The organism is Zobellia nedashkovskayae (assembly GCF_015330125.1).
Taxonomy (GTDB): domain Bacteria; phylum Bacteroidota; class Bacteroidia; order Flavobacteriales; family Flavobacteriaceae; genus Zobellia; species Zobellia nedashkovskayae.
This window is the reverse complement of the sequence record NZ_JADDXR010000002.1, coordinates 1,199,657-1,221,411: the sequence shown is the minus strand read 5'-3', so window position 1 is coordinate 1,221,411 and position 21,755 is coordinate 1,199,657. Positions and strand designations below refer to the sequence as shown.

16 protein-coding genes are annotated in these 21,755 nt (G+C 37.9%); 12 read left to right on the top strand and 4 right to left on the bottom strand.

The window, feature by feature from the left end:
• Positions 1-434: 434 nt before the first annotated feature.
• The 8 genes from IWB64_RS05230 to IWB64_RS05195 all read left to right on the top strand — a co-directional run bounded on the left by IWB64_RS05230 (position 435) and on the right by IWB64_RS05195 (position 10,074).
• Entirely contained in the window at positions 435-782 is a 348-nt protein-coding gene (locus IWB64_RS05230; RefSeq protein WP_194533002.1) for a hypothetical protein, read from the top strand.
• Positions 783-802: 20 nt separating this feature from the next.
• Positions 803-1,423: a hypothetical protein gene (locus IWB64_RS05225; RefSeq protein WP_194533001.1), complete on the top strand. Its 621-nt coding sequence runs from the start codon at positions 803-805 to the stop codon at positions 1,421-1,423.
• A 34-nt stretch (positions 1,424-1,457) separates the two neighbouring features.
• Positions 1,458-1,829 carry a DUF4870 domain-containing protein gene (locus tag IWB64_RS05220; RefSeq protein WP_194533000.1) on the top strand — a complete coding sequence of 124 codons (372 nt, stop codon included), beginning with the start codon at positions 1,458-1,460 and terminating at the stop codon, positions 1,827-1,829.
• Between the two features lie 67 nt (positions 1,830-1,896).
• Positions 1,897-2,397: a hypothetical protein gene (locus tag IWB64_RS05215; RefSeq protein ID WP_194532999.1), complete on the top strand. Its 501-nt coding sequence runs from the start codon at positions 1,897-1,899 to the stop codon at positions 2,395-2,397.
• A gap of 624 nt (positions 2,398-3,021) precedes the next feature.
• The gene (locus IWB64_RS05210; protein ID WP_194532998.1) at positions 3,022-3,504 is read left to right on the top strand and encodes a T9SS type A sorting domain-containing protein; all 483 of its coding nucleotides are present in this window, start codon (positions 3,022-3,024) and stop codon (positions 3,502-3,504) included.
• A gap of 4 nt (positions 3,505-3,508) precedes the next feature.
• The gene (locus tag IWB64_RS05205; RefSeq protein ID WP_194532997.1) at positions 3,509-6,208 is read left to right on the top strand and encodes a tail fiber domain-containing protein; all 2,700 of its coding nucleotides are present in this window, start codon (positions 3,509-3,511) and stop codon (positions 6,206-6,208) included.
• 274 nt (positions 6,209-6,482) lie between these two features.
• On the top strand, positions 6,483-7,469 hold the full coding sequence (locus tag IWB64_RS05200; RefSeq protein ID WP_155595158.1) for a ribonucleotide-diphosphate reductase subunit beta: 987 nt from the start codon (positions 6,483-6,485) through the stop codon (positions 7,467-7,469).
• A 118-nt stretch (positions 7,470-7,587) separates the two neighbouring features.
• Positions 7,588-10,074: a ribonucleoside-diphosphate reductase subunit alpha gene (locus IWB64_RS05195; protein WP_194532996.1), complete on the top strand. Its 2,487-nt coding sequence runs from the start codon at positions 7,588-7,590 to the stop codon at positions 10,072-10,074.
• 834 nt (positions 10,075-10,908) lie between these two features.
• On the opposite strand, the gene IWB64_RS05190 is transcribed toward IWB64_RS05195, so the two are convergent.
• From IWB64_RS05190 to IWB64_RS05180, 3 genes are all read right to left on the bottom strand, one after another.
• Positions 10,909-11,826 carry a hydroxypyruvate isomerase family protein gene (locus tag IWB64_RS05190; RefSeq protein ID WP_194532995.1) on the bottom strand — a complete coding sequence of 306 codons (918 nt, stop codon included), beginning with the start codon at positions 11,824-11,826 and terminating at the stop codon, positions 10,909-10,911.
• A 100-nt stretch (positions 11,827-11,926) separates the two neighbouring features.
• Entirely contained in the window at positions 11,927-12,574 is a 648-nt protein-coding gene (locus IWB64_RS05185) for a gluconate 2-dehydrogenase subunit 3 family protein (protein ID WP_194532994.1), read from the bottom strand.
• Positions 12,574-14,286: a GMC oxidoreductase gene (locus IWB64_RS05180; RefSeq protein ID WP_194532993.1), complete on the bottom strand. Its 1,713-nt coding sequence runs from the start codon at positions 14,284-14,286 to the stop codon at positions 12,574-12,576. Before IWB64_RS05180 ends, IWB64_RS05185 begins: the two co-directional genes overlap by 1 nt.
• A gap of 140 nt (positions 14,287-14,426) precedes the next feature.
• Between IWB64_RS05180 and IWB64_RS05175 the strand changes: the two genes are divergently transcribed.
• From IWB64_RS05175 to IWB64_RS05160, 4 genes are all read left to right on the top strand, one after another.
• Positions 14,427-15,422, top strand: a complete 996-nt coding sequence (locus IWB64_RS05175) for a sugar phosphate isomerase/epimerase family protein (RefSeq protein ID WP_194532992.1) — start codon at positions 14,427-14,429, stop codon at positions 15,420-15,422.
• Positions 15,423-15,443: 21 nt separating this feature from the next.
• Positions 15,444-15,884 (top strand): damage-inducible protein DinB, encoded by a 441-nt coding sequence (locus tag IWB64_RS05170; protein WP_194532991.1) that lies wholly within the window; start codon positions 15,444-15,446, stop codon positions 15,882-15,884.
• A gap of 11 nt (positions 15,885-15,895) precedes the next feature.
• The gene (locus tag IWB64_RS05165; RefSeq protein WP_194532990.1) at positions 15,896-17,122 is read left to right on the top strand and encodes an MFS transporter; all 1,227 of its coding nucleotides are present in this window, start codon (positions 15,896-15,898) and stop codon (positions 17,120-17,122) included.
• Positions 17,123-17,206: 84 nt separating this feature from the next.
• Complete coding sequence (locus IWB64_RS05160; RefSeq protein WP_194532989.1) at positions 17,207-18,346, top strand: Gfo/Idh/MocA family protein; 1,140 nt, start codon at positions 17,207-17,209, stop codon at positions 18,344-18,346.
• 92 nt (positions 18,347-18,438) lie between these two features.
• Here IWB64_RS05160 and IWB64_RS05155 read toward each other — a convergent pair whose 3' ends face one another.
• Complete coding sequence (locus IWB64_RS05155) at positions 18,439-21,651, bottom strand: glycoside hydrolase family 2 TIM barrel-domain containing protein (RefSeq protein ID WP_194532988.1); 3,213 nt, start codon at positions 21,649-21,651, stop codon at positions 18,439-18,441.
• Between the last annotated feature and the right edge of the window lie 104 nt (positions 21,652-21,755).

The following is a 21,755-nucleotide window of genomic DNA, read 5'->3' as shown; positions in this document are numbered from 1 at the left end:
CAATCCAAAAAGGTACGGTTCTAGGTAACATGTTATGAAATAGAACGTGTTTAGTCCGCCTAATGACACCATTTTGGGTCATCTATTCAACTTGTTGAAGAGATGATTGCCGATTATAGGTTTCGGGGGAACTACCTGAATCAGCACCCTTTCTGGTACCAATCGATTTTGATACATTAGAAGGACCGTACGGTTTGGTGGTATCATACAGTATTAAAGTTTGTCTAAGCCAGAAAATTATTTTTCTGGCTTTTTTTATGCGCTATGGTTTAGGAAATTTTACCACTCCTAAAATTTTAATCTTTAGAAAAATCAACCAGCATGTTAACCTTTTTTAGTTTGGGACATTAATTATTGTAGAAAGTGTTGAATCAGGGATTTTCCCGTAGAGAACACTACAAAATATAATTGATTAACAAATTAAAATTAGAATCATGAAAAATTTCAAGAGACAAATTCTTTTAGCTGTTTGCGGTGTGGCTGTTATGTTAACCTACAGCTGTAGTAAAGACAATCCATTAAATCCTGCAGGTAACTGCTTTGGAGGAAATTGGGCAGAAGGGTATACAGATGAATTAACTGCATGGACAGCGGCCATACAGGAATATAGTGATAATCCAACAGTAGAAAGCTGTACGAACTATAAGAGTGCAGCCAAGAATTACTTAGATGCCCTAGATGATATTTATGATTGTATACCTACTGCTAGTAGAGCAGAAATTGACCAAGAGATAAAAGAAGCCAAAGCAGATATTGATCAAGAAGATTGTAACAATTTATAGAAACCGTAAAATTTTCAAAGATGAAAAATATAGGCAAGTATATTGTTCTTGTAGCAGTGTTGATGGTTTTTGAGTCTTGCGTGGGCGAGGTCAAAGAAAAATTATCAAAAGCTACGGAAGGGGTATCAAACGTCAGCGCTTTTGTAAAAGAAGCTAGAAAGGTAGAGGGTAGGATAGAAAAACTTAAAGATGCTACTCCGCTAACCAATGAGCAACTAAAAGACTGGTTACCTCCTAATTTAGGAGATTTAGAAAGAACCGGATTCAAAGTAGGACAAGCGGGCATGTATCAAGTAAATTCTGTAGAAGGAACGTTTAAAATGCTCGATAGTAAAAAGAAGCTGACCATAATGATAATTGATGGCGCTGGGCCAACTGGCAGTATGATGGCCAGTGGTTATGGACTGTTGGGTAATTTTGAAATGGAGACTGAAGATGAATACCAACATCAGCAAACCGTTGAGGTAAATGATATAAGGGCTCAACAGACTTATAAGAAGAAAAGCAATGATACGCAGTTAATTTTTGCTTTTGCAGAGCGTTTTCTAGTGACCGTAAATGCAAATGATATGCTTCCCGATGAAACCTGGGATATGGTGGATAACCTTGAGTTAGAGCAATTGACCGATATGGCCGAATAAAAATCGAATTTTAACCAGTTAAAACAAAATACTAATGGAAAATACAGATACAAACTTAGATGCAGCTCAAACCACTGCTGCAACAAGTGAAAATGACAAGACAATGGCAATACTATCTTATATAACCATTATTGGTTTGGTGGTAGCTTTTGTAATGAATAACGATAAAAAACAAGAATTTGCCAGTTACCATATTCGGCAGTCAGTAGGGCTTTGTCTTACAGGATTGTCATTGGGAATTATTGGTATGGTACCAATTTTAGGATGGATAATAAATATACTCGGCATTTTTGTATTGCTATATATGTGGGTAATGTCACTTATGAATGCACTAAATGGCAAAGAAAGGCCGGCACCTATTTTAGGAAAGAAGTATGAAATTTGGTTTGCCGGAATCCAAGAATAACAAGCTTTAGCTATAGGCTTTCCGTTGGATAAGAAGATGGATGCCAGTTTAATAATTAACAAACGAAATGAAAACACTTGTTCTAATGCTACTCTTTGTTTCAATCTGCCAAAATAGTTTTTGTCAAGAAAAAGTATTGAGTATTGTAAATCAAACCCTCAGTAAAGAAGTGCTTTTAAAAGAACACCGAAGAATAAAGTTAGTTACTAAGCTGGGTGAAAAATACGAAGGTAAATTCAGGATTCTAAATTACAATACCATCAAGGTAAATGGTGTTATTATTGGCTTAAACGAAATTAGTATCATAAGAAAAAACCCTTTAGCGCTTACTATTTTGATTAAAGCTAATTTTTTCCACATGGGTACAGTTGGTCTATTTTTCTCAGCCCTGTTATCTGGCTTTTCGGAAAATGTTTCATTTGTTTTGGTGGGAGTGGGTATTCTTGCAAGCGATATATATGGTGGGATAAAATCCCCCAATATCAAGAAGGGGTATAAGGTTTCGGATAACTGGACATTCGCAATTACGAGTGGTAAAAAGGGAGTGAAAGAGCCCAATATAAAATAGCTGTAAGGCATACATTATATTTTCCTTTTTAAACAGATTATACATAAGTAGCTTCCAGTTGTACAATTTTAATTTATTAAAATAACGCTTACTGGTATATTGTCATTGATTTTAATGAAGCAATGTATCAACTGGTGTATATCTTCCCAAATCAGTTTCCCCCTATTCGCCGCAAGGTCTTGTCTTTAATATAAAGAATAAACAGATGGAACTGATTAATTCACACATACTTCGTTTTAGCTTTCTAATATCATATACAGATAAGTATGCTGTATTTCTGATTAAGAACAATTACTATAAAAGGCTTTATTGAATCCGATAAACTTTTAGTATCCCATTTGTGGATAACAATACTAAAACCCAAAACCCACAGCTATGAAAATTACATTTCTTTTACTTGCAGCCTTACTGGTCAATACTTCACGCATATTTTCTGAATCGCTTTTTTCACTCGTAAATTTTATTCATCCGCTATTCTTACTGGGTATTGAGGTGGTGTTACTTTTTCTTTTTGCAAACCATAAATTCTCGTCGGACTTCTCGAAAACTAAAAAAGGGAGATAATTATTCTGCACCCGAGTTAACCTCAGGCTCAGAATAACATTAATAGTAAAACAAACGAAAATGAAAGAAAAACTACTCCTCTTTTTTCTAATCCTAAACACCACATTTTCTTTCGCTCAGTCAATAGAGCGCAGTGTTATTAGCAATGTGGGTGGTGTAATGAGCAATACGGATATATCCGTGAGTTTTACTGTTGGCGAACCTGTAGTAGGCCTGATAGCGGATGCTAATTCTGTAGACCAAGGTTTTTGGGCAGGAAAGGGCATATTAATAATACCATTGAGCCCGGGTGAAGAACCTTCGGATATTTTAGTTTACCCAAACCCGGTTGTGGAAGAAGTTACCGTTTTTACAAGTGAAAATAAGGTGGTGGGAATAGAGCTATTTGCTGTAAATGGGCAACGGGTGTTCAGTCAGAAAATAGAAGAGAATAAACTGGAATACAAAATAGATATGGCCTATATGGCCAAAGGTGTATATGTTTTAAAGGTCTTTTTGGAAGGCAAATCCGAAACTAACGTGTATAAACTTATTAAAGAATAGAACCATGAAGAAAAACTACGTTTTAATATTTACCGTAATAACCATTATGTTTTTAGGAACATTTATGGTTCAGGCGCAACAGAAAAATTTCATCAATTACCAAGGTGTTGCCCGTAATTCTGAAAATGAATTAATGGAGCAAGAAACCCTGAATATTGGTATAGCACTAAAATTTGGCAGTGCAGATGCAACTGATCAATACAAGGAAAGCCATTCGGTAACTACAGATGCCAATGGTGTTTTTAACTTACAGATAGGAAGTGGAGTTAGTAATGGAGGCAGTTACGCTAATCTACCGTGGGGAGATGCTGTCTTTGTTACGGTTTCATTTAATGGCGCTGAGGTAGGCACTACAGAACTTATGGCGGTGCCTTTTGCAATAGCATCAGGTGATAATGTTTGGAAAGCAAATGGCAATGACATCGAAAATAAAAATGTTGGGGAAGTAAAAATAAAAAGCGATTTGAGAATTTTAGGTGGGTTCAATCTTAACTCTGGTAATCAAGTTAATGAAATATCTGATGATGGTGCGTTGGTAGAGAACAGTAACGGTATTTTACCTACGCAAAGAGCTGTTAAAACGTATGTAGACAACCGTTTGTTTAGTGGTGGCGGAGATGCTCAAATAGCATCTGAAGTACCTTATGACAATACAGATTCCGGACTTACAGCCGATAATGTTCAAGATGCTTTGGATGAGTTTGTTAGTACAAGTGGTGGTGGAAGTGATGCGGACGCCGACCCAACGAATGAATTACAAGATATAAGTCTTTTGGGAACAGATTTGAGTATTACAGATGGATCCACAATAGATTTATCCGCAATTATCCCGCCAGGAGGCACGGATGACCAGAATGCATCGGAGGTTCCTTTTGATAATACGGGTACAGGTCTTGCCGCAGGAGACACTCAGGCTGCTATTGAAGAATTAGCTTCTGGTGGGTTAGTAGATACTGATGATCAGAATTTATCCCTTTCGGGAACATTACTTGAAATTACTGATGGTACTGGAGTTGATTTATCCGCAATTATTCCACCGGGAGGCACGGATGATCAGAATGCTTCCGAGGTTCCTTTTGACAATACAGGTACAGGTCTTGCCGCAGCTGATACTCAGGCAGCAATTGAAGAATTGGCCTCGGGCGGATTGGTGGATACGGATGATCAAGGTCTGATTATGACTGGTGATGTATTGAGTATTGAAGATGGCACAGGATCGGTAGATTTAAATGATTATGTTGATGTTACAGGTGAAAGCGGATTACTTTTAGGTGATGGCTCTGTTATTGGCGGCTTGGTGGGTAGTGTAGATGGACAGGTCGTCAAGTGGGATGCCGGAACCGGAGAATGGGTTGCCGGTGTTGACGAAACCGGTGGAGGAGGGGGAGGCTCGGTGTGGAGCGTAAGTGGTAACAGAGTATATTATGAGTCAGGAGAAGTGGGTATAGGTATAAGTACCCCAAATAATGTGTTTCACGTGCATTCTGCAGGGGCTTCAGGAACCTTGTATACCCTTGATGGCTATGGTGATAGTGCCGTAGATGGTTTGAGGGTTGGTATATCTGAAGGTTTAGGCACTGCCGTAGGCTCAATTTCAATGAATGAAAATGGTCCTTTGTTTTTAGGGACGAACAGGGAAAATAGAATAGCTATTCGGGAAGATGGAAAAGTCGGAATAGGAGTGGCCCTGCCTGACACCCCTTTACATCTAAAAACTAAATTTCAGGGACATAGCTTAAAGCTAGAGACCGAAAATAATGACAACTGGATGTCTTATTACACCTCTGAAGGCTATGTGGGGTATTCGGGTGTGTATTCAGGGGATATGGATATGGATTTTGGTACCGGTGCATTGAATACTACAGGTAAGGTGCACTTGGTGACGGGGTCAACGCCTAAACTCACGGTAATTGCAAACGGGAATGTCGGCATCGGAAATACAAACCCAGAAGGGGCATTACATATTCTAAATAATTCATCGTTAACCAAACCCTTACTTAAACTAGAAGAAGAAGGCAATGATTTTGCCCGGTTGGAATTAACCAATAATGCGTCTGGGGGTGCTTTTTGGCACGTAGCAGGTTTACCGTCATCAACGGCGGCCAGTGCTAAACTTAACTTTTATTTTCGAAATGCTAGTGGTGGTGGTGATCGGATGACAATTACAGGAAATGGACAGGTAGGTATCAATACCAGTAATCCTTCTGCTCGTTTAACAATAAACCAGGCTGGTCAAGAGGTAGGTACCGGTCTTAGTTTTAGGGATGGTACAGCTAACAAAGATTGGCATATTACCCATGGTTTTGCCCTAATGTTTCATTATGGCGATGAATTACGAGGCTTTATTAACGCTAATACCGGAGCGTATACTTCTGCTTCAGATAAACGCTTAAAGTCTGAGATAAGAGAACTTCCAGATGTTTTAGAGCGGGTATCCTTGCTTAAGCCATCTAGTTATATTTTTAAAGCAGACAAATCACGGACAAGAGCAATTGGCTTTGTAGCTCAGGAGGTGCAACCATTATTTCCTGAACTGGTTAGTGAGAGCGGGGATGATGATATACTAGGAGTTAATTATGCGGGTTTTAGTGTAGTGGCTATAAGAGCTATACAAAAGCAACAAGAAATTATTTCAGAGCAATCAAGAATGATATCAAAACTAGAAGAAAGGTTACAAAGGTTAGAAGCTGTAATTACAAAATAGCCCGCTTAGATGGTGTTTTTATTTTTAAACCAAAAAGTATGTTTTTAATATACTTTTTGGTTTATTTTTTGTGTTCATCTTTCAGGTAAAATTTAGGCTAATTGTCGATTCGTGCTAAGGTCATGTATATTCAATGCCAGCCCACATTTCAACAATCTCTGTTAAAAACTTTGTACTGGAAATGATTGAACAATATGAAATTCCAGCGCTTTTTTGCGACCTTTGTTTCCGTCGCAAAGGAAGAATTTTCTTCTCAACACTCAAACCCTTTAATATGTCCGTAGCCTTAGAGCCTATTCTAGAAGAAAACAACGATCGCTTTGTAATCTTTCCTATTAAGCATGACGATTTATGGGAATGGTACAAAAAATGTGAAGCGTGTTTTTGGACAGCGGAGGAAATAGACCTTAGTGAGGATTTAAACGACTGGAACAATAAGTTAAGTGATGACGAGCGTTATTTTGTTAAACATATATTAGCTTTTTTTGCAGCTTCGGATGGTATCGTAAACGAGAATTTAGCCGAGAATTTTGTTAGCGAGGTACAGTATGCCGAGGCTAAGTTTTTCTACGGGTTTCAGATTATGATGGAAAACATTCACTCTGAAACGTATTCGCTTTTAATCGACACTTATGTGAAAGATGAGAAAGAGAAGAATACACTTTTTAAAGCCATTGAAAATTTTCCTGCTATTAAGAAAAAAGCGGATTGGGCCTTGAACTGGATTGACTCTCCAAGCTTTGCCGAGCGATTAATTGCTTTTGCGGCTGTTGAAGGTATTTTCTTTTCTGGTGCATTCTGTTCTATCTTCTGGTTAAAGAAAAGAGGGCTTTTGCCTGGGTTAACTTTTTCTAATGAGTTAATCTCAAGAGATGAAGGTATGCATTGCGATTATGCAGTTCACTTACATAACAAACACTTAATAAATAAAGTTCCAAAAGAGCGTATTACTGCAATTCTAGTGGATGCTTTAAATATAGAAAGAGAATTTATTACTGAGTCTCTTCCCGCAAGTCTTATTGGGATGAATGCTAAATTAATGACACAGTATTTAGAATTTGTAACGGACAGGCTTCTTGTGGAGCTTGAGTGCGATAGAGTATACAACGCTACCAATCCGTTCGATTTTATGGATATGATTTCTCTTCAAGGAAAAACCAATTTCTTTGAAAAACGCGTTTCTGAATACCAAAAAGCCGGGATTCTGAATAAGGATAACGATGAAAACGCGCAAAAAATAAGTTTCGACGCAGATTTTTAAGTATACTATAGAGAATCCTTTCTTGAAAGGGTTCTTGTCCCCTATTTTAAAATTGTTAAAATTTTAACAATTTACCTTAAACAAACCAAACGTTTAACCCCACTAAAAAAGTATTCACATGTTTGTAGTTAAAAGAGACGGCAGAAAAGAAGTGGTCATGTTCGATAAGATCACAGCCCGAGTAAGAAAATTGTGTTATGGTCTTAACGGTTTAGTAGATCCCTTAAAGGTTGCTATGCGTGTTATAGAGGGGCTTTATGATGGTGTAACAACATCTGAACTAGATAATTTGGCTGCAGAAATTGCGGCCACAATGACTACAACACATCCAGATTATGCTAAGTTAGCAGCCCGTATCTCGGTTTCAAACCTACATAAAAATACAAAGAAGTCGTTTTCTGAGACTATGAAAGACCTTTATCTGTATGTAAACCCACGTACAAATAAAAAGGCACCTTTATTATCTGATGAGGTTTTTAAAGTAATTTCTGAAAATGCGGAAAGACTAGATTCAACCATTATCTATAATAGAGATTTTGGATATGACTATTTTGGCTTTAAAACTTTAGAACGGTCTTATTTACTAAAACTTAACGGTAAGATTGCTGAGCGTCCGCAACACATGCTTATGCGAGTTTCTGTAGGGATTCATCTAAATGATTTAGACTCGGCTATTGAGACATATGAGCTGATGTCCAAAAAATATTTTACACATGCTACACCTACACTTTTTAACTCTGGTACGCCAAAACCACAAATGTCTTCTTGCTTCTTATTAGCAATGAAAGATGATAGTATAGACGGTATTTATGATACGTTAAAGCAAACTGCAAAAATTTCACAGTCTGCGGGCGGTATTGGCTTGTCCATTCACAACATACGTGCTACAGGGTCTTATATAGCCGGTACAAACGGAACATCTAATGGTATTGTGCCAATGCTTCAGGTGTTTAATGATACCGCACGTTATGTAGATCAAGGTGGCGGGAAACGTAAAGGTAGCTTTGCTATTTATATGGAACCATGGCATGCAGATATCTATGCGTTCTTAGATTTAAAAAAGAACCACGGTAAAGAAGAAATGCGTGCACGTGATCTTTTCTATGCCATGTGGATTTCTGATTTGTTCATGAGAAGAGTAGAGGCTAATGAAGATTGGACGTTGATGTGTCCTAACGAATGCCCAGGGTTGTTTACACGACATAGTGAAGAATTTGAAGAACTTTACATCAAATACGAAACCGAAGGAAAAGGAAGAAAAACCGTAAAGGCCCGTGAGCTTTGGGAAAAAATATTAGAGTCTCAAATAGAGACCGGTACGCCTTACATGTTGTACAAAGATGCCGCTAACCGTAAGAGTAACCAGAAAAATTTAGGCACCATTCGTTCATCCAACTTATGTACCGAAATTATGGAATATACCTCTCCAGATGAGGTAGCGGTATGTAACTTGGCATCTATTGCATTGCCAATGTTCATTAAGAACAAAAGCTTTGATCACAAAGAATTGTTTAAAGTAACAAAAAGGGTAACTAGAAATTTAAACCGTGTAATAGATAGAAATTATTATCCTGTAATAGAAGCTAAAAATTCTAACATGCGCCACAGACCAATTGGTCTTGGGGTACAAGGGCTTGCAGATGTGTTTATCTTATTAAGATTGCCTTTTACTAGTGAAGGAGCTAAAAAATTAAATCAAGAGATTTTTGAAACACTTTATTTTGCAGCTGTAACCGCTTCTATGGAAATGGCCAAAGAAGAAGGGGCGTATTCTACTTTTGACGGGTCACCCATATCTGAAGGAGATTTTCAGTTTAATCTTTGGGGTATTAAAGATGAAGAATTATCAGGAAGATGGGATTGGGCCAAACTTCGTAAGGAAGTTAAGAAAAATGGTGTTCGCAACTCACTTTTAGTAGCGCCAATGCCAACGGCTTCTACTTCCCAAATTTTGGGCAACAATGAATGTTTTGAGCCGTATACCTCCAACATATACACCAGAAGAGTGCTTTCTGGCGAGTTTATTGTAGTGAACAAGCACCTTTTGGAAGACTTAGTAGATTTAGGTCTTTGGAATGAGAATATGAAGCAAGATCTAATGAGAGCCAATGGTTCTATTCAGCATATAGAAACTATTCCTCAAGACATTCGTGATTTGTACAAAACGGTTTGGGAGCTCAGCATGAAAGATATTATTGACATGAGCCGTCAAAGAGGGTATTTCATTGACCAAAGTCAGTCTTTGAATTTGTTCATGGAAAATGCAAACTACTCCAAGCTAACATCAATGCACTTTTACGCATGGAAAAGCGGCCTAAAGACGGGCATGTATTATCTACGTACCAAAGCGGCTGTAGATGCTATTAAATTTACATTAGACAATAGCAAGAAAAATGCCGCACCAGTTAGTGTAGCTGCGGAAGCCGAAGCAGCAGCAACTACACCACCGCTAGAAGCAGCAGTAGCAATGGAAGTAAATACAACTTCAACAACGCCACAGGTTGAATCGGACATTCAACCCATGACCCCGGAAGAAATGAAAGAAATGATTGCTAGGGCCAAAGAAGGCGAAGCAGACGATGATTGCTTGATGTGTGGCTCTTAATTAGAAAGATTTGAATATAAAGTAAAAATCCTGACTCTAGAGTCAGGATTTTTTTTATGCCTTTAATTCAATGAATTTCAATTGGATGTAGTATTGGAATTTCGTGTAAAAATAAAACTAAATAGATTTAAGGAAGAACCGGTAGAAGTGAAAAACGTTTACACAATGGCGTATAGTCAAACATTACCCAAGAGGATAGTACTAAATTCTAAAGAGAAATTGTTATTTCTCTAAATATGGTCTTGCTACTGCTGAGAAAATATACGCAGCAATATATACGATTAATATGATGATGTACTTATCCATTGTGCCCCAATAAATGATTGTATATAATATACGTAGTAATAGGGCTGTATAGATTACGTGAAAATGTAGAAAAAGATAAATTTTGAGAGAACTTTAAGAAAAATGTTCTCTATTAAAGGGTTTCATCCCTTTTCTGACGAAACTGCAATAGTTTTGGCTTAGCAAAAGATATGCAATGTATTATTCTTTATTCGTAGTCACGGTTGAATTTCAACTATTCCAATTGGCTTTTTAAACCTTTTCGCTTGAAATAGTTAAACGCTAGTTTTGAGATTAGCATTAGTGCCGTGTAACTGATAAGTAGGTATATATATGAGTTCATATAATAACAACGGCTCTGTTAGATGCAATCTTATTCCTGTAGTATGTAGAACGTCGAAAAAGGTCAAAAAACTCGTTATAATGCATTATTCGCATCACGGCTTCGATGAAACGCATCACTTTGCCCTTGAAATACACATGTATGTAAAAAAATCAGCCTCTACTTTCAATTGAATGTAGAGGCTGATTAAGCATAAATGTTCACTATTATAGAAAAGAATCTTCTTGTATGTACGCATCTATTACGGCTTGCTCACCAGCTTTGCCATCTTTAGAATTGCCGTGTTCCATACCAAGTACGCCATTATATCCTTTTTCATGTATCCATTTAAATACGTTTTTGTAATTTATTTCTCCCGTAGTAGGCTCTTTTCTTCCAGGGTTATCTCCAATTTGGATATAGGCTATTTCATCCCAAGTAAGCTCCATGTTATGAATTAAATGTCCTTCTGTTTTTTGCATATGGTAGATGTCAAACAATATCTTGCATGAAGGACTGTCAACACCTTTGCAGATCATATAGGTTTGGTCTGAATTCTGTAGATAAAGGTCAGGAGAATCTGAAAGGGGTTCCAATACCATGGTCAGGCCATGTGGCTCCAATATTTCGGCACCTCTTTTTAAGGCTTCAATGACATTACCGTCTTGTACGCCTATGGGTAGTTTTCTTTCAAAGCCACCAGGTACAACGGTCATCCATTTAGCATTCACACGTTTTGCTGTTTCCACAGCTCTTCTACATCCATCTAAAAAAATATCAATGTACTCTTGTTTTCCAGCAGCCAGTGTATTTTTCATATTACCGCCTTTGTCTACAACAAAAACACCCATGGTCATACCTCTTTTTGCAAGAGTTTCTCCCATTTTGGTCTGCAGGGCAACATCGCGCTTCATCATGCCATTATCTTCAAATGCAGTAAAACCTTGGTCTGCCATAAAGTTAATTTGGTCAATGGGGTCATCGCCGGCCAATTCTTTGAACATACCCAAATGCGGAGCATAGTTAAGATTGAATTTATGTGATTTTAATGGGTTGCCGGTTAAATTGGAATAGGCAAAATTGCCCCCCAAAGAAATAGCACCACCTGTCAATGCTGTTTTTTGAATAAAATTTCTTCTTTTCATTTTGTGTATAGGGTTGAGAGTGTAATAAAAAAATAAAAAAGAGCCGCAAGTAAATAGTAATTTACCAACGGCTCTTTTTCTAAATACTATTGTTGTTATGTTAGAGTGACCAAGCTTTTCCGCCAGTCAATTCTTGTGTGTCTGCACAAGCAATATATTCACCAGGAATAGGCAGGTAGGCTAAAACTTTTTCGCCAACATATTCAGAGGTTTTGTAACCCCAAATTGTCATTCCTCTTAAGTTGTTTGCAAAAGCAAAACGAGCAATACCATCATCAAGAAGGGCTTCTTTTCCTTCGGCTATCGCCTCATTATATTGTTTGACAGCTAAATTATTTGTCACCTGGTCTTCTTTCGTCACCTTTAGAGCAGCAGCAAGAACAGGTTCCAATTCTTCAGGAGTTAAATCAGCAGCTTTCTCTTTGCCAACATCTTTCAACGCTTTTTCAATAAACCGATCCATAGACATTTTAAAGAAATCTTGTTGTTCCTTTTCCATTACCTGATCAGCAAAGCGATCAATGAAAATGTTTACTTGCGTTTCAGAAGCAGAAGGGGTATCTGTTTTTGGAAGAATAATATCTACCAATTTTGTCAATACCGCTCCTTGGTCCTTAGTAAAAAACTCAGGAGTCCATTCTAGTACGGTCTCATTTTTACAACTTTGAACAATACTTAGCAAAGTTGGGGTGGCAACGGTGTAACCCAACGCCATACCCATATTCTTGAGTGCTTTTCTTCTATCCATTATATGTTTCCTTTTTTAAGTTGTTTTACAGCATGATCTGCAGCCCTTGCTGTAAATGCCATATAGGTTAATGATGGGTTTACACAACTTGCAGAAGTCATAAATGAACCATCGGTTACGTAAACGTTAGGAACATCATGTACTTGGTTGTTGCCATTTAATACAGATGTTTTTCTGTCTCTACCCATACGGGCAGTACCCATTTCGTGTATGCCCAGACCTAAGCCAGTTTCGCGATCGTGACCTTTAACATCTTTCACACCAGCTTTTTCAAGCATGTCTATGGCAGATTGCATCATGTCCTTACGCATATTTAATTCGTTTTCTTTGAAGCCAGCATCAAATGTAATGGTAGGTAATCCCCAATCATCTAATTTTTCATAGTCAAGGGTCATTCGGTTGTCTTCGTAAGGAAGTACCTCACCAAATCCACCAATACCAATAGTCCATCCGCCTGGTTTTAAAACGGCATCTTTTAATTCTTTTCCGTAAGATAGTTCGGCAACTAAATCTTCCCAGTCTCCTCTACTTGCACCACCTTGGTAACCAAAGCCACGCTTGTAGTCTTTTCTTTCGGTATCACCGCCAATATTCCTAAATCTTGGAATGTAAACACCATTAGGTCTTCTACCTTTATAGTATTTATCATCAAAACCATCAAATTTACCAGAAGCACCTACACCTAAATGGTGATCCATAATGTTACGACCCAATTGGTCAGAAGCATTACCCATACCATTAGGAAATTCGTCGGATTTTGATTGCATTAATATAGAAGTAGAAGCTATGGATGAAGCACAAAGGAAAATAACCTTTGCTTTAAACTCATGAGCTTCTTTAGTAACTCTATCTATAACCTTAACACCGGTAGCTAATTTTGTTTCTGGGTCATAAATAACTTCATGAACAATAGAATCTGGGCGTAATGTCATGTTTCCGGTAGCTTCTGCTGCAGGCAACGTAGAAGAAAGGCTACTGAAATATCCTCCAAAAGGACACCCTCTAATACATCTGTTTCTGTATTGACATTTTGTACGACCGTCAAAGTTTTTAGTGCCGGTAATATGGGCAACTCTACCAACAGTTACAGCACGGCCATCAAACTCTTCACCTACCTTGGCTTTAAAGTGTTCTTCAACACAGTTTAAATCCATTTGTGGTAAAAAGTTACTATCCGGTAATTGTGGAAGGTCTAACGCTTCGCCACTAACACCAATAAAGTCCTCAACTTTTGCATACCAAGGTTCAATATCTTTATAACGTACCGGCCAATCTACGGCGATACCGTCTTTTTTATTTGCTCCAAAATCAATGTCGCTCCAGCGGTAACTCTGACGCCCCCACTGTAATGAACGCCCACCTACATGGTAGCCTCGCATCCAATCGAAACGTTGAATTTCATTATAGGGGTGTTTTAGATCGTTCACGAACCACATCTTACTGGCAGCATTGGTCGTATAACCCGTTCGGTTTTGTTTTTCCTGTTTTGCGATGTCCTCTTTTGTTGGCTTTCCTGCATTAGGGAAGTCCCAAGGGTCCATGTTCGCAGTTTCATAATCTTCGATGTGCGTCACCATACGTCCGCGCTCCAGTACCAAGGTTTTTAGTCCGGCTTCACACAGCTCTTTTGCTGCCCAGCCTCCACTTATACCTGTTCCTACCACAATCGCATCGTAAGACTCCTGCTCTTCGTTGTAATAAAATTTGCTCATGTACAAAATTGTTTAGTCCCTAAATTTATTAAATATTAAATTAATTTTCTACATTTAATCGCTATACATCTTGTTAAGGTGGCATATTTAAGAGTAATCTACCTCCAAATCCTTAAATTTCAATAAACTAATCACGAATAATGAAAAGAAGAAACTTTATAAGAAACAGTTCTCAAGCCGGTTTAGCATTTTCAATCTTAGGATTCGCTGCATGTAAGGAGACAAAAAAGGGAGAAAAAGTAATTGATGCTACTTCAGAAGGAGCAGAAACGGTCATAGAACCTTTCTTTAAATTGTCTCTAGCTCAATGGTCTATCCATAGAATGATTAGAGAAGATGGTGTTGATCCTTTCACATTTGCAGAGAAAGCAAAGAATTGGGGCTTTTCAGGTTTAGAATATGTAAGTCAATTGTACAATCCTGAATTAGAAGATGCTGGATATTCTGAAGAAGCAATGGCAGCTTTTGTAGAGAAATCTAATGCCGAGGCTAAAAAGCACGGTATGGAAAATGTTTTGATCATGATCGATGGTCAGGGAAATCTTGCTGTGAGTGATGAAAAAGAGAGAAATGAGACTGTAGAAAAACACAAGAAATGGGTTGATGCAGCAGCAGCAATGGGATGTCACTCCATTCGTGTCAACTTGAGTGGGAGCAATGATCCCGAAGAATGGAAAAAGAATTCCATAGATGGTCTTACAAAACTGTGCGCTTATGCAAAAGGAAAAAACATTAATATTCTTGTAGAAAACCACGGTGGACTATCTTCTAACGGAGCTCTTCATGCCGAAGTCATGAAAGCAGTAGCACTGGACAATTGTGGAACGCTACCCGATTTTGGAAATTTCTGTATTACCCGTAAAAAGGATAGTCGTGAGTGTGAGGTTATGTACGACAAATATAAAGGTGTAAAAGAATTGATGCCTTATGCTAAAGCAGTAAGTGCTAAAACACACGATTTTGATGCTGAGGGTAACGAAACTGAAATTGATTATGTAAAAATGCTTCAGATGGTAAAAGACCATGGATATACAGGTTTTGTTGGAGTGGAATATGAAGGCAATAAAATTGGAGAGGAAGATGGAATCATTGCCACCAGAGAATTGTTGCTAAAAGCATCAAAAGAAATTAGCTAAACCTTATTAATATCTGTTGCCGTGAAAGTATTATTCAATCAGCTGTTCGACTATAATTTCTATTGCAACAAAAAAATTATTGAGGCTAGTGCACTCAATGTTATGCCGGAGAAAAGTGTTGCGCTATTTTCTGAAATGTTGAATATTCACCATATTTATAATGAGCATATTTCCAAACGAAAACCTCAATATAAACTAGGCCAATTACATGAGGTAAGCACTTGGGGTGATATTCACTATGAAAATCAACGTAATTCATTTGATATTACCTCTGAAGCCGAAGATTTTGATAAGCGAATAGATTATGAAAACAATGAGGACAAATTGTTAATTCATACCATGCAGGACATGCTTTTTCATATTATAAACGAGTCCACTCACTATAGAGCCCTAATTGATGTCGATTTTGCGGCAAATGGTTTGGAATCACTTCGAACAAATTACATTACGTACAAACATTAGCACGCTTATCAATGACCATAAAGATCAAAGCACAGCTTTCAATAATGATGTTTTTGGAATTCTTTATCTGGGGCGGTTGGTTCGTTACCTTGGGTATATATCTCCCTAATACGCTAGGTTCTACGGGAAGTGAAATAGCTTTAGCGTATTCAACACAATCATGGGGCGCTATTTTAGCGCCCTTTATTATTGGTCTTATTGCCGACAGGTATTTTAACGCAGAACGTATTTTAGGTGTGCTACACTTAATAGGCGCTGCGTTAATGTATGCCATGTACCAAGCAACAGATTTCTCGGGATTTTTCCCATTTCTGTTGGCTTATATGATTATGTATATGTCTACTTTGGCTTTGGTTAATTCGGTTTCTTTCAATCAAATGAAAGACCCGGCCAAAGAATTCTCTCTTGTGCGTGTTTTTGGTACTATTGGATGGATAACCGCAGGATTGCTTATTAGCTATTTTAATTGGGATTCTCAAGATGGTATTATGGAAGGTTTTTTACGAAACACCTTTTTAATGGCCTCAATATCATCTGCCATATTGGGTGTGTTTAGTTTCACCTTACCTAAAACCCCGCCTACAGCAGACAGGTCGCAGAAAATAAAGTTGGCAGATATTCTAGGACTAGATGCATTGGCACTTTTAAAAGACCGTAATTTCTTTATTTTCTTTTTGGCTTCGGTTCTTATTTGTATTCCCTTGGCTTTCTATTACCAACATGCTGGTCAGTTTTTAGGGGAAATTGGAGTTGAAAACCCGGCAGGTAAGATGACTATTGGTCAGATTTCAGAAATCCTTTTTCTTTTACTCTTACCGTTCTTTTTTAAACGTTTCGGTTTTAAAATGACTATTGTAGCGGCAATGTTGGCTTGGGGGTTGAGATACTTAATGTTCGCTTATGGAAATACAGGAGAACTGGTCTTTATGTTGTTGACGGGAATTGCTTTGCATGGTGTGTGTTATGACTTTTTCTTTGTTTCCGGCCAGATTTATACGGATAGTAAAGCAGGTGCAAAATATAAAAGTGCGGCTCAAGGTCTGATTACTTTGGCTACTTACGGGATAGGTATGCTCATTGGTTTTTGGGTAGCTGGTGCTATTACCGATGCTTATTTAATTGATGGCGGACAACATGACTGGAGCATAATTTGGTTGTATCCTTCCGCTTTTGCATTTTTAGTGCTAGTACTGTTCGTTATTTTGTTCAAAAATGAAAAAATAGCCTATAAATCATAGTTATTTTATTAAATTCAAACTCTTAAAAAATAAGGAACACAAAAGTCCCAATATGGGTTTTTTACAAATTAAAAAGTTTACAAAATGCCAAAGAAAATCAGACTCGGAATTTTAGGTGGAGGTGGTGACTCTCTAATAGGTGTACTACATCGTGTAGCATCTCATATAAATGATAACTATCAAATTGTTGGGGCGGTTTTCAACCCAGATTTTGAGCAGAATATGGCTTTTGCCAAAGAAATAGATGTGCCTACAAATCGTATCTACAAGGATTTTGATACGTTGATTGAAGAAGAAATGAAATTGCCGGAAGATGAACGTATTCAAGTATGTTCTATTCTTACACCTAACTTTCTTCACTTTCCAATGGCTTTAAAATTGTTGGAAAACGGTTTTAACGTTATTTGCGAAAAACCAATGACTACCACCTTGGAAGAAGCTAAAAAACTACAAGCGGCTCATGAAAAGGCAGGTACTGTTTTTGCCTTAACGCATACGTATACCGGCTACCCTATGGTTCGCCAAATGCGCGAAATGATTAAGAACGGAGAGCTAGGAAGGATTCATAAAGTAGATGCTGTGTATTACCAAGGTTGGATCAATGAAATTATTCATGATCAAGAAAAGCGTTCTTCAGTTTGGCGTTTGGATCCTAAAAAGGCTGGTATCAGTTCTTGTATTGGAGATATCGGGGTGCATGCCTTTAATATGGTAGAATACACCACAGGTTTAAAAATTAAGTCTATTTTGAGCGACTTCAACTATTTGTATGAAGATAACCAGATGGATGTTGATGGAACGGTTCTTATTAGAATGAGTGATCATGTAAAAGGTATCATCCGAAGTAGTCAAGTTGCTACAGGTGAAGAAAACGGACTTGCCATAGCTATTTACGGCGAAAAAGGGGCTTTCAAATGGGAGCAGGAGAATCCTAACTATCTGTATGTAATGAGTGATACAAAACCAACTCAGATATACAAACCAGGTCATGCGTATAACAGTGAACTATCTTTAGGAGGAACAAAACTTCCTCCAGGGCACCCTGAAGGTATTTTTGATTCTATGGCTAATATCTACCTTGGTGTGGCGAAAGCCATAAGAGGAGAGCAATATGACAGTGGTGAGTATCCAACCATGACCGATGGTGTTCGTGGTATGAATTTCATTGAGGCTACAGTAGAGTCCAATAAAAACGGAAATACTTGGGTAGAATTGGAAGATTAAATCGTCTAAATTTCTACATCACATAAAAACACCCCGAAAGTATTTAGCTTTCGGGGTGTTTTGTTTCTGATCACATTAGCTGATATATACCCTTATTTTACCGGTAGTATCATAAAACTAAAAGATAAATTATCTGGTTTAATTTGATATTCTTCGTGTGGTAATAGTCCCCAGCTGTTATCGCCTCCAACACCCATTTGACTATAATCAATGTTGATGTTGATAAGGTCTCTTTGAGGAATATCATAGGTATGGCGCTGTTGTTTTTCCATGCCCTCATCAAAATCTGAATTGTATTGGTTATGGGCGCTAAAACCAAACAGTTTTGATGAAGAAATTTGAATTCCTTTACCGTTTTTATTTAAAAATGATAACGTACGGATATCGGTTCTGTTCCCATTCTCTTGTGGACGTATGTACTCAAAGTATAGGTCCTTTACTTTTGCATTATAGGTGCCCACCATTGCCGAAGTTTTTCGGTCTTGGTAATTCTCATGTGGACCTCTACCGTACCAGCTCACATTATCGTATGCCGAGTTTATGATAAAGTTATTTCCAAAACGAGGAACAATGGGCAGGCTATTCTTAATGTTAGAAAGGTCTGTACTTACTAAAATATCTCCCTTGTTATTAATAGCATAGGTTACTGTTGCTTCTCCTTGTACAGAAGGTAAATTATACGTGGCCGTAAGCTTTAAATCGTTTTTAATTTTAAACGGATTCTTACTAAGTTTTACAGCGTCAATGACTTTTTTGCCGTCATTGGAGTTCAGTTTTAAACTCGTCAGGTTTTGAGTTTCGGTAGCCTCTTTCCAGACGTTTAAACGTTTAGGCATATTGTACCCATAATCATTATCGGTAGGTGCGCGCCAGAAGTTTACGTTCGGTCCTTTTTTAATTAGGTTGCCTTGGCCGTAGTCTAATGTTGTCAAGCTACCATCAGTGCTATTAAAACCGATTTCAAATCCTTCTCCTTTAATTTTTACGGTGCCATCTACATTAGTAACCGAAAGTCCACTGGTTTCCATTTCAAAAACGCTGGGGGTAAAATCGGTCAGCTTAAATTGCTCATAGGCTAATAAGTAATCTTCAGGTATAAGAGCGTCAGCGCTTTTAGTGGTTGTATAAACATTCAAGAAGTATTCAGCTTTTTCGTCGGTCAATTCCGGTAGGGCAATCTGAAACTCTTTAGACTCATACGGAGCTACTGCTACATCAGGAATGGTTCCAGCATGTATCTCAATACCGTCTTTGAACAATTTCCAATTGAAATTATATTCTGAAAGGTTGGTGAAATCATATTTGTTGGTAATCGTTATTTTACCTGATTTAGGGTCATTCGATTTAAACTTTACATATTGATATACCTTTTTTACCTCATATAAAGCGGGGTGAGCCGAACGGTCAGGATTCACCAATCCGTTTAAGCAAAAATTATTGTCATTTTGTAGGTCCGAAGCACCAAAATCTCCTCCAAAGGCATAGAATTCAACACCGTCTTCATTTTTTGTTTTTAGGCCTTGATCAACCCAATCCCAAATAAAACCACCTTGCAACACGTCGTATTTTTCAATAACATCCCAATAATCCTGAAGATTACCAACGCTATTCCCCATGGCATGGGCATACTCACATTGAATAAGAGGTCTTTTAGGGTCGTTTTCGGCATATTTAATAGTCTGTTCTATAGTTGCGTACATTGGCGCTTGAATGTCCGTATTCGCATATTGGGTGGCTCCTTCGTATTGAACAGGGCGAGTAGCATCATGTTTTTTAAGCCATTCATAAGTAGCAAAGAAATTTTCTCCATTACCCGCTTCGTTACCCAAAGACCAAGTAACAATAGAAGTGTAGTTTTTGTCGCGTTCGTACATTCTTTTGGTACGGTCTAAATGCATGGCTTTCCATTCTGGTCTGTAGGCTGGGTGTATTTTCTTAGCTTCCTCATCGTTATCAAGACCTTGGTTGGTAGTTCCCATACCATGGATTTCAATATTGACTTCATCAACTATGTAAAAACCATATTTGTCTGCCATGCGATAGAAAAACTCATTTTTAGGATAATGACTGCAACGTATAGCATTTAAGTTGTTGCGCTTCATTACCTCCATATCTTTTAGTGTTACCTCTTTGCTAATAACATGACCCGTGGTTTCATCATGATCGTGTAGGTTGGCACCTTTAATAAGAACAGGTTGACCGTTGACCAAGAACTGGTTGTTTTTGATTTCAATTTTTCTAAAGCCTATTTTAGAACTTACGGCCTCGGTTACAACTCCTTTTTTGTTTTTAAGAACGAAAAGTAAAGTGTAAAGGTTAGGTTTTTCGGCATTCCAAGTTTTTATGCTTTTTAGGGATTTTTCAAAAGTTACTATAGCTGAATCTCCATTGAAAATGACTTCTTTTTCTTCGGAATAGAGTTCTTTGTCACCGTCTAAGAGTTGCACGGTTGCTTTAAATCCTTTTGCTTTTTTGGCTGTGTTTTCCAGTTCCAGGCTAACGTTAAGAAGACCATCAGAATAATTGTTTTCTAGGTCGGCAATAGCACGGTAGTCTTTAATGGTGGTTGCCTTCGTGGCATATAGGTAGACATCACGGTCAATACCGCTTAGACGCCAGAAATCTTGATCTTCCATATAACTTGCATCGGACCAACGAAGCACCTGTACGGCAAGTGAATTTTTTCCTGCTTGAATATATTTGGTAATATCAAATTCAGCAGGTGTTTTACTGCCCTCGCTGTAGCCTACTTTTTGACCGTTTACCCAAACATACATTGCTCCGCTAACACCTCCAAAATGTAAATAGATCGTATTGCCATCCCAGTCATCGGAAACCTCAAAATCGCGCTTATAACTTCCTACGGGGTTTTTGTCATGAGGAATGAAGGGAGGGTTCTTTGGAAATGGATATACTACATTAGTATAGATAGGAGTGCCGTGTCCTTCAAGTTCCCAATTGGAAGGTACTGGAATGGCATTCCAGGAGGACGAATCAAAATCAGGATTCTGAAAATCTACAGGTCTAGCCATGACATTTTCAGCATAGTTAAAAAGCCAATCTCCGTTTAATGATTGGTAAAAGGGAGAATTTTCCCAACTGTCATTTTTTAATGCGTTCTGGGCGGTTTCATATCGATAAAAAGAAGCTGTAGACGCTTCACGATTAATTTGAAATATTTCGGGATTTTCCCATTCAGGATTTTCCCATTTTGGAGCTTGACCTTGAGCAGATAAGAATAAAAAGAAACCGAACAAAGAAAAAATTATGCTAAATGCTGGTATTTTGGGCGTTGAGATGCGCATAGTTGAATTTGTTTACATTGATGCTGTACAAGGTAAAAAAACTTTATAATAAAGTAGCTCTTAGTATCACAATATAGCATAAGTGCTATTTACGGCGTATTCCC

What these genes read in the sequence shown, in the direction of transcription:
- IWB64_RS05230 (WP_194533002.1), top strand. Translation starts at nt 435, where the DNA reads ATGAAAAATTTCAAGAGACAAATTCTTTTAGCTGTTTGCGGTGTGGCT.
- IWB64_RS05225 (WP_194533001.1), top strand. Translation starts at nt 803, where the DNA reads ATGAAAAATATAGGCAAGTATATTGTTCTTGTAGCAGTGTTGATGGTT.
- IWB64_RS05220 (WP_194533000.1), top strand. Translation starts at nt 1,458, where the DNA reads ATGGAAAATACAGATACAAACTTAGATGCAGCTCAAACCACTGCTGCA.
- IWB64_RS05215 (WP_194532999.1), top strand. Translation starts at nt 1,897, where the DNA reads ATGAAAACACTTGTTCTAATGCTACTCTTTGTTTCAATCTGCCAAAAT.
- IWB64_RS05210 (WP_194532998.1), top strand. Translation starts at nt 3,022, where the DNA reads ATGAAAGAAAAACTACTCCTCTTTTTTCTAATCCTAAACACCACATTT.
- IWB64_RS05205 (WP_194532997.1), top strand. Translation starts at nt 3,509, where the DNA reads ATGAAGAAAAACTACGTTTTAATATTTACCGTAATAACCATTATGTTT.
- IWB64_RS05200 (WP_155595158.1), top strand. Translation starts at nt 6,483, where the DNA reads ATGTCCGTAGCCTTAGAGCCTATTCTAGAAGAAAACAACGATCGCTTT.
- IWB64_RS05195 (WP_194532996.1), top strand. Translation starts at nt 7,588, where the DNA reads ATGTTTGTAGTTAAAAGAGACGGCAGAAAAGAAGTGGTCATGTTCGAT.
- IWB64_RS05190 (WP_194532995.1), bottom strand. Translation starts at nt 11,826, where the DNA reads ATGAAAAGAAGAAATTTTATTCAAAAAACAGCATTGACAGGTGGTGCT.
- IWB64_RS05185 (WP_194532994.1), bottom strand. Translation starts at nt 12,574, where the DNA reads ATGGATAGAAGAAAAGCACTCAAGAATATGGGTATGGCGTTGGGTTAC.
- IWB64_RS05180 (WP_194532993.1), bottom strand. Translation starts at nt 14,286, where the DNA reads ATGAGCAAATTTTATTACAACGAAGAGCAGGAGTCTTACGATGCGATT.
- IWB64_RS05175 (WP_194532992.1), top strand. Translation starts at nt 14,427, where the DNA reads ATGAAAAGAAGAAACTTTATAAGAAACAGTTCTCAAGCCGGTTTAGCA.
- IWB64_RS05165 (WP_194532990.1), top strand. Translation starts at nt 15,896, where the DNA reads ATGACCATAAAGATCAAAGCACAGCTTTCAATAATGATGTTTTTGGAA.
- IWB64_RS05160 (WP_194532989.1), top strand. Translation starts at nt 17,207, where the DNA reads ATGCCAAAGAAAATCAGACTCGGAATTTTAGGTGGAGGTGGTGACTCT.
- IWB64_RS05155 (WP_194532988.1), bottom strand. Translation starts at nt 21,651, where the DNA reads ATGCGCATCTCAACGCCCAAAATACCAGCATTTAGCATAATTTTTTCT.